Source organism: Amycolatopsis sp. NPDC006131 (genome assembly GCF_040614175.1).
Taxonomy (GTDB): Bacteria; Actinomycetota; Actinomycetes; order Mycobacteriales; family Pseudonocardiaceae; genus Amycolatopsis_E; species Amycolatopsis_E tucumanensis.
Map to the genome: position 1 here is coordinate 40,860 of NZ_JBEXTX010000059.1, position 7,174 is coordinate 48,033.

The 7,174-nt window shown below is 72.3% G+C and carries 5 protein-coding genes; 4 read left to right on the plus strand and 1 reads right to left on the minus strand.

The genetic code is table 11. The annotated features are described in order from the left end of the window. Positions 1-36: 36 nt before the first annotated feature. Both ABZ215_RS26745 and ABZ215_RS26750 read left to right on the plus strand, forming a co-directional pair. Entirely contained in the window at positions 37-1,524 is a 1,488-nt protein-coding gene (locus tag ABZ215_RS26745; protein WP_235716167.1) for a 4-hydroxyphenylacetate 3-hydroxylase N-terminal domain-containing protein, read from the plus strand. 115 nt (positions 1,525-1,639) lie between these two features. Next, positions 1,640-2,386 carry a cytidyltransferase gene (locus tag ABZ215_RS26750; RefSeq protein WP_354952501.1) on the plus strand — a complete coding sequence of 249 codons (747 nt, stop codon included), beginning with the start codon at positions 1,640-1,642 and terminating at the stop codon, positions 2,384-2,386. 39 nt (positions 2,387-2,425) lie between these two features. Here the strand turns inward: ABZ215_RS26750 and ABZ215_RS26755 are convergent, their stop codons facing one another. Then, positions 2,426-4,765, minus strand: a complete 2,340-nt coding sequence (locus ABZ215_RS26755) for a LuxR C-terminal-related transcriptional regulator (protein WP_193354365.1) — start codon at positions 4,763-4,765, stop codon at positions 2,426-2,428. Between the two features lie 176 nt (positions 4,766-4,941). Here ABZ215_RS26755 and ABZ215_RS26760 point away from each other — a divergent pair, with 176 nt between their 5' ends. After that, a complete protein-coding gene (locus ABZ215_RS26760) occupies positions 4,942-6,579 on the plus strand; it encodes an NAD(P)/FAD-dependent oxidoreductase (RefSeq protein WP_354952504.1) in 1,638 nt (545 codons plus the stop codon). 13 nt (positions 6,580-6,592) lie between these two features. Further along, a partial coding sequence (locus ABZ215_RS26765; protein ID WP_354952506.1) for an alpha/beta hydrolase occupies positions 6,593-7,174 on the plus strand: 582 nt, incomplete at its 3' end.

Below are 7,174 nucleotides of genomic sequence, written 5' to 3' on the forward strand. Positions count from 1 at the left end.
GACGAAGCCGTGACCCCCACCCGGACCACCCGCCCGATGACCGGCGAGGAGTACCTCGAGAGCATCCGGGACGGCCGGGAGATCTTCATCTACGGCGAGAAGGTCGACGACGTCACCACGCACCCGGCGTTCCGCAACTCGGCACGCATGACCGCGCGCCTCTACGACGCCCTGCACGACCCGGACAAGCAGGGCGTGCTGACCGCGCCGACGGACACCGACAGCAGCGGCTTCACGCACCCGTTCTTCCGCACGCCGCGCAGCCGCGAGGACCTCTTCGCCGACCGGGACGCGATTGCCGAGTGGGCGCGCATGACGTACGGCTGGATGGGCCGCAGCCCCGACTACAAGGCCGCCTTCCTCGGCACGCTGGGCGCGAACTCGGACTTCTACGAGCCCTTCGCCGACAACGCCCGCCGCTGGTACACCGAATCGCAGGAGAAGGTCCTCTACTGGAACCACGCGATCATCAACCCGCCGGTCGACCGGGACCGCAACCCCGACGAGGTGAAGGACATCTTCATCCACGTCGAGGAGGAGAAGGACGACGGCCTGATCGTCTCCGGCGCCAAGGTGGTCGCGACCGGGTCGGCGATCACGAACTACAACTTCATCGCCCACTACGGCCTGCCCATCAAAAAGCGCGAGTTCGCCCTGGTGTGCACGGTGCCGATGGGCGCGCCGGGCATGAAGCTGATCTGCCGCCAGTCCTACGCGCAGAGCGCGACCAGCGCGTTCGACTACCCGCTGTCGTCCCGGTTCGACGAGAACGACACGATCTTCATCCTGGACAAGGTGAAGATCCCGTGGGAGAACGTCTTCATCTACGGCGACGCCGAGAAGGCCAGCACGTTCTTCCCCGGTTCCGGCTTCCTGCACCGCTTCACCTTCCACGGCGTGACGCGGCTGGCGGTCAAGCTCGACTTCATCGCCGGCCTGCTGATGAAGGGCGTGGAAGTCACCGGCACCAAGGACTTCCGCGGCATCCAGACCCGCGTCGGCGAGGTCATCGGGTGGCGCAACCTGTTCTGGGCGCTGTCCGACGCGATGGCCGCACGGCCGGACGAGTGGATCGACGGCGCGGTCCTGCCGCACCTGGACTACGGCCTGGCCTACCGCTGGTTCATGACCGTCGGCTACCCCCGCGTGCGCGAGATCATCATGCAGGACCTCGGATCCGGCCTGATCTACCTGCCCTCGCACGCCGACGATTTCGCCTCGCCGGAGATCCGCCCCTACCTCGACCAGTACGTGCGCGGCTCGAACGGCATCGACGCGATCGAGCGCGTCAAGCTGATGAAGCTGATCTGGGACTCGATCGGCAGCGAGTTCGGCGGCAGGCACGAGCTGTACGAGCGCAACTACTCGGGCAACCACGAGGGCGTGCGCGCCGAGCTGCTGTTCGCCGCGCAGCAGTCGGGTCAGGCCGACGGCATGAAGGGCTTCGCCGAGCAGTGCATGGCCGAGTACGACCTCGACGGCTGGACCGTGCCGGACCTGTTCAACCCGGAAGGCCGCCGCTGACGGCGGATCCCACGGCGGGGCCCGGGTGGACAACGACGTCGCCGGGCCACCACCGCCGGGTGCGGCGCCTCGTCCCCCGGGGCGCCGCACCCGGTGCGACCAGCGAGGAGCTGCGATGACCGCGATGCTGTGCCCGGTGTGGCGCGACACCGTGCCCGCCGGTCTCGGGCCGTGCGTGGTGACCCTCGGCGTGTTCGACGGGGTGCACCGAGGGCACGCGCGGCTCATCGGCGAGGCCGTCGGCATCGGCCGTGCCCGCGGCCTGCCGACGGTGCTCGTCACCTTCGACCCGCACCCGGCGCGCGTCGTCGGGCCGCCGCGGTGCACGGACGCGCTCAGCACCGTCGAGCGGCGCGCGGAACTGGCCGGGGAACTCGGTGTCGACGCCGTGTGCGTCCTGTCCTTCACACGGGAGCTGGCGGGGATGTCGCCCCTGGACTTCGTCGCCCGGATCCTGGCCGGGCGCCTGCGCGCCGCGGCCGTGGTGGTGGGCGGCAACTTCACGTTCGGCCACCGCGGCGAGGGCACGCCGGAGACGCTGCGGCGGTTCGGGCGCAACTACGGCTTCACCACCCACCCGGTGGACCTGCTGCCGCTGGTGTCGTCCACGCACGTCCGCTCGTGCCTGCGGGCCGGCGACGTGGCCGGTGCGGCGCGGGCGCTGGGCCGGCCGCACCGCGTCGAAGGTGTGCTCGCGGACGGCCGGCTGCGCGTGGAGCCGGGGACCGCGCTGCCCGCGCCGGGCGTCTACCGGGGACGGCTGACGTGCGGCGAGGAGGTCGTGGTCGAGGTGGACGCCGAGGGCGTGGCGGTGCGCACGTCGCGCAGCGGGCCGGTCGGTGTGGACTTCCTCGGCGGCTGATACGGCCGTGAACGGATGCCGGTGTCTTCCGGATCGGCGTCAGCGGGCCGCGCTGCTCGCGGCCACCCACGACGCGATCTGCGTGCGGGAGGTGAAGTCCAGCTTGCGCAGCATCCGTTCCACGTGACCGTCCACAGTGCGCGGTGAGATCGTCAGCCGGTCCGCGATCGCCTTGTTGCTCAGGCCCCGCGCGATGAGCACGGCGATTTCCCGTTCCCGGCCGGTCAGCGGCGACTCCGGCACGCGGGGTTCGCGCGGCGGCGCCGGGCGGCCGCGTCCGCTCTGGCGCACCACGAGATCGAGCCCGAGCCGCACGGCGTCCGGCAGCGTGACACCGGCGTGGTCCTTGCGGATGGCGCCGGCGGTGGCCGCTCCGAGTTGCTCGTCCACCGCCGCGGAGTGCCGTCGTCCCTCCCTGGCGGCATGCGGCCCGAAGGCCTGCAGCGACGTGCCGATCCGGTGCCACACCGAGGCCGCCATGCCCTCCAGCGCCGCGGCGTCGGCCGCGTGCCCCGACGAGGCCGCCACCCACGAGCACACCTCGGTGCACAGCGCCGTGCACACGCCGTCGCGGAAGTCCTGCTCGATCCGCATCGCCGCGGCGATCGCCGTCCGCGCCGCGGCCACCTCGCCCAGGTGCAGGTGGCTGATGGCCGCCGCCCAGTGCGCGTAGGCCCGGTTCCACCGTTCCCCGACGGCCGACGCCTCCTCGATCACCGCCGAGCACGTCTCCAGCGCCTCCCGCGGGCGGCCCGCGTAGGCCTGCGCCATCGCCAGCTGGAACGACGCGGTCAGCGCCAGCCCGGTGTCGCCGCCGGCCCGGTGGATCGCGATCGCCTGCCGGTACAGCCCGATCGCGGCCTGGAGATCGCCCTCGAACAGGTTCAGCAGCGCCCGCCACAACCGCACGTGCCCGCGCAGCCCCGGATCCCCGAGCGCGTCGGCGATCACCGCGCACTCCTTCAGGTACCCCCTCGCCACCAGGCGGTCGCCCTGGATGAGCGCGACCCACGCCGCCGCCCACAGCGCTTCGCCGCGCTCCGGGGTTCCGGCGCCGAGCTGGGGAAGCAGGCGTTCCAGCCACCGGCGGCCGTTGCTGAGGAAACCGCCCGCGATCCAGTGGTAGCGCAGCAGCGACGCCAGCCGCGCCCCGGCCGGGGCCTCGCCCGGGGTTTCGGCCGACCAGGCCAGCGCCGCCAGCAGGTTCGGGTGGTCCTCCCGCAACCGCGCCAGGTCGCCCGCCTGGTCGGGGCCGCACCACCGGCGGACGCACTCCGCGGCGCGGCCGGCGAAGTGGTCGCGGTGCCGTCGCCGCAGTGAATCCGCTTCACCGGAGGCTGCCAGCAGTTCCGCGCCGTACTCGCGCAGCGTCACGAACTGGCGGTAGCGCACCTGCTCGCCGTTGCGGTCGGCGACCACGACGGACTTGCCGACCAGCCCGTCGAGTGCGTCGAACAGCCGGTCCCCGGCCAGGTCGCCGAACCCGCACACCCGCTCCAGCGTCTCCAGGTCGACCGAGGCGGGAAAGACCGCCATCCGCGCCCACAGCAGGCGTTCGTCCGGGGCGCACAGGTCGTGGCTCCAGTCGATCAGCGCACGCAGCGACCGCTGCCGCGGGCCGGCCGCCGGGTCCGTCCCGGCGAGCAGGTGGAACCGCCGGTCCAGGCGCCGCACCACCTCCGACACCGACAACGACCGCAGCCGCACCGCGGCCAGCTCGATCGCCAGCGGCAGCCCGTCGAGGCGGCGGCACAGCGCCACCACCGCCGCCCGGTTCTCCGGGGTCACCGCGAAGTCCGGCAGCACCGCGCGTGCCCGGTCGACCAGCAGCTGGACCGCCGGGACGTGGTCGAGGGCGCCCGTGCCCGCCGCGTCGCTCTCCTCCGGCACGGCCAGCGGCGCGAGCAGGTGCACGCGTTCCCCGCCGATGCCCAGCGGCTCCCGGCTGGTCGCCAGGACGCGCAGGCCGGGCAGCGCCTCCAGCAGCCGCAGCACCAGCCGCGCGGTGGCGTCCAGGACGTGCTCGCAGTTGTCCAGGACCAGCAGCGTGCTGGTGCCGGAGAGGTGGTCGACGACCCGGTCGACGGCGTCGCGGTTGGACTGGTCGGGGACGCCGATCGCGGTCGCGACGGTGGGCGCGACCTGGGTGTCGTGCGTGACGCTGGCCAGCTCCACCACCCGCACCCCGCCGGGCAGGCTGGTCCGGTCGGCGGCGGTGATCGCGGTGCGGGTCTTGCCCACCCCGCCCGGGCCGGTGACGGTCACCAGCCGGTGGGCGCGCAGCTCGGCGTCCAGCTGCGCCAAGGTCTGACGGCGGCCGACGAAGCTGGTCAGCGCCACGGCGGGATGCCGCAGTCCCCCTCCGGCACCGTCACCCATGACGCCTCCCATCACGCGCCCGCCGCTGGACACCGCGGCTCCCACCGTAGGACACGCGGGTGTGCCCGGGACCGCGATGGGGTGGGCAATGGGGTGATCTCACCCTGTCCGGCCCGCCGCGCACGACCGCAGGCTGTAGCGGCGATCACACCCGAACCATCGAGGAGGCTGGATCAGTGGTGTCACCTGAACCGTCCACCCACGACGCCATCGTCATCGGCGCCGGTTTCGCCGGCCTGTACGCCGTGCACGTCCTGCGCGACCAGCGGGACCTGCGCGTCATCGGCTTCGACGCCGCCGGCGACGTCGGCGGGACCTGGTACTGGAACCGCTACCCGGGCGCCCGCGTCGACATCGAGAGCGTGCACTACTCCTACTCGTTCGACGACGAGCTGCAGCAGGAGTGGCACTGGACCGAACGGTTCCCCGCGCAGGCGGAGATCCTGTCCTACCTCGAACACGTCGCCGACCGCTACGACCTGCGCCGCAGCTTCCGCTTCAACACCCGGATCACGTCCCTGGCCTGGGACGACGCCGACGCGCTGTGGACGGCCACCACGAGCGCCGGGCAGACGCACCGCGCGCGGTTCGTCGTCTCCGGCGCCGGCACCCTCTCCGTGCCGAAGAAGCCGGAGTTCCCCGGCGTCGAGGACTTCGCCGGCGAGGTCCTGATGACCGGCAACTGGCCGCACCACGAAGTGTCGTTCGCGGGCAAGCGGGTCGGCATCATCGGCGTCGGCTCGTCGGGCATCCAGGCGATCAGCGAGATCGCCAAGACGGCCGGGCATCTGACCGTCCTGCAGCGCACCCCCAACTACGCCACCCCGATCGGCAACTACCCGACCCGGCCCGAGGAGGAGGCGGCCGAGAAGGCGAACTACCGCGCCATCCGGGACGCCTCGCGCAACCACTTCCTCGGCGTGCCCTACTCGGAGGTGCAGCCCTCGGCGCTGGCCGTGTCGCCGGAGGAGCGGCGGCGGGTGTTCGACGACCGCTGGAACCGCGGCGGTTTCCGGCTGTTCATCGACTCCTTCGGCGACATCCTGTTCGACAAGGCCGCCAACGACACGATCGCCTCCTACATCCGCGAGCGGATCCGGGAACGCGTGCAGGACCCGGCCAAGGCCGAGCTTCTCGCACCGGAGGGCTACCCGTACGGCACCAAGCGGCCGCCGCTGGAGACCGACTACTACGAGGCCTACAACCGGCCCAACGTCGACCTCGTCGACGTCAAGGGCAACCCGATCGCGGCGGTGACCCCGACCGGGGTGCGGCTGGCCGACGGCACCGAGCACGACTTCGACATGCTGATCCTCGCCACCGGCTTCGACGCGTGCACCGGACCGCTGCTGGCGATGAACATCACCGGCCGCGGCGGGCTGCGCCTGGCCGACCACTGGGCCGACGGGCCGCAGACCTACCTCGGCCTGATGGCCGCCGGGTTCCCGAACCTGTTCATGATCACCGGCCCGCAGAGCCCGTCGGTGCTGTACAACATGCCGCTGGCCATCGAGGACCACGTCGACTTCACCGTCGCCGCGCTGGACCACCTGCGCGAGAACGGTCTGGACGTCATCGAGCCGGATCCCGAAGCGGAGCGGGCGTGGGTCGCGCACACCAACGAGCTGGCCGAGGCGACGCTGCTGCCCGACTCCCCCACGTCCTGGTACATGGGCAACAACATCCCCGGCAAACCGCGCCGCGTCCTGGTCTACCTCGGCGGCGCCCCGGCCTACCGCGCCAAGTGCGACGAGGTCGTCGCCGCCGGCTACGCGGGCTTCACCCTGTCGTCCGCCTCCCGCGTCTTCGCCTGAACGAGGAGCCGTCATGCCACTCGATCCCGCCGTCTCCGCCCTGCTCGAAGGCTTGGCGCAGCAGGGTTTCCAGTCGTTCGAGAAGATCGGCCTCGAAGCCACCCGCGAGGCGATCGCGTCGTTCGCCGGGCTGCAGAAGTCCAAGCGCGGTTTCTCCCGGACCAGCGAGGTGTCCTACGGGCCGGACCCGGCCCACCGCGCGCGGATCTACGTGCCGCCGGGCGACGGGCCGTTCCCGGTCGTGCTTTATGTCCACGGTGGAGGGTTCGTCGCGGGCGGTCTCGACGTCGTCGACGAACCCGTGCGTGCCCTCGCGCTCGACGCCGAAGCGATCGTCGTGTCGGTGACCTACCGGCTCGCCCCCGAGGCGAAGTTCCCCGCCGCGCACGACGACGTGTTCGCCGCGCTGCGGTGGACGGCCAAGGAGATCTCTGCGCACGGCGGCGATCCCGGGCGGATCGCGGTCATGGGTGACAGCGCGGGCGGCAACCTCGCCGCGTCGGCGGTCATCCGGGCCCGCGACGAGGGCGAGCCGGCCGTGCGAGCCCAGGTGCTGGTCTACCCGCTGGTGGATCCGCTGGCCGACACCGTGTCG

Coding starts and splice junctions, on each gene's coding strand:
- ABZ215_RS26750 (WP_354952501.1), top strand. CDS start 1,640: ATGACCGCGATGCTGTGCCCGGTGTGGCGCGACACCGTGCCCGCCGGT.
- ABZ215_RS26745 (WP_235716167.1), top strand. CDS start 37: ATGACCGGCGAGGAGTACCTCGAGAGCATCCGGGACGGCCGGGAGATC.
- ABZ215_RS26755 (WP_193354365.1), bottom strand. CDS start 4,765: ATGGGTGACGGTGCCGGAGGGGGACTGCGGCATCCCGCCGTGGCGCTG.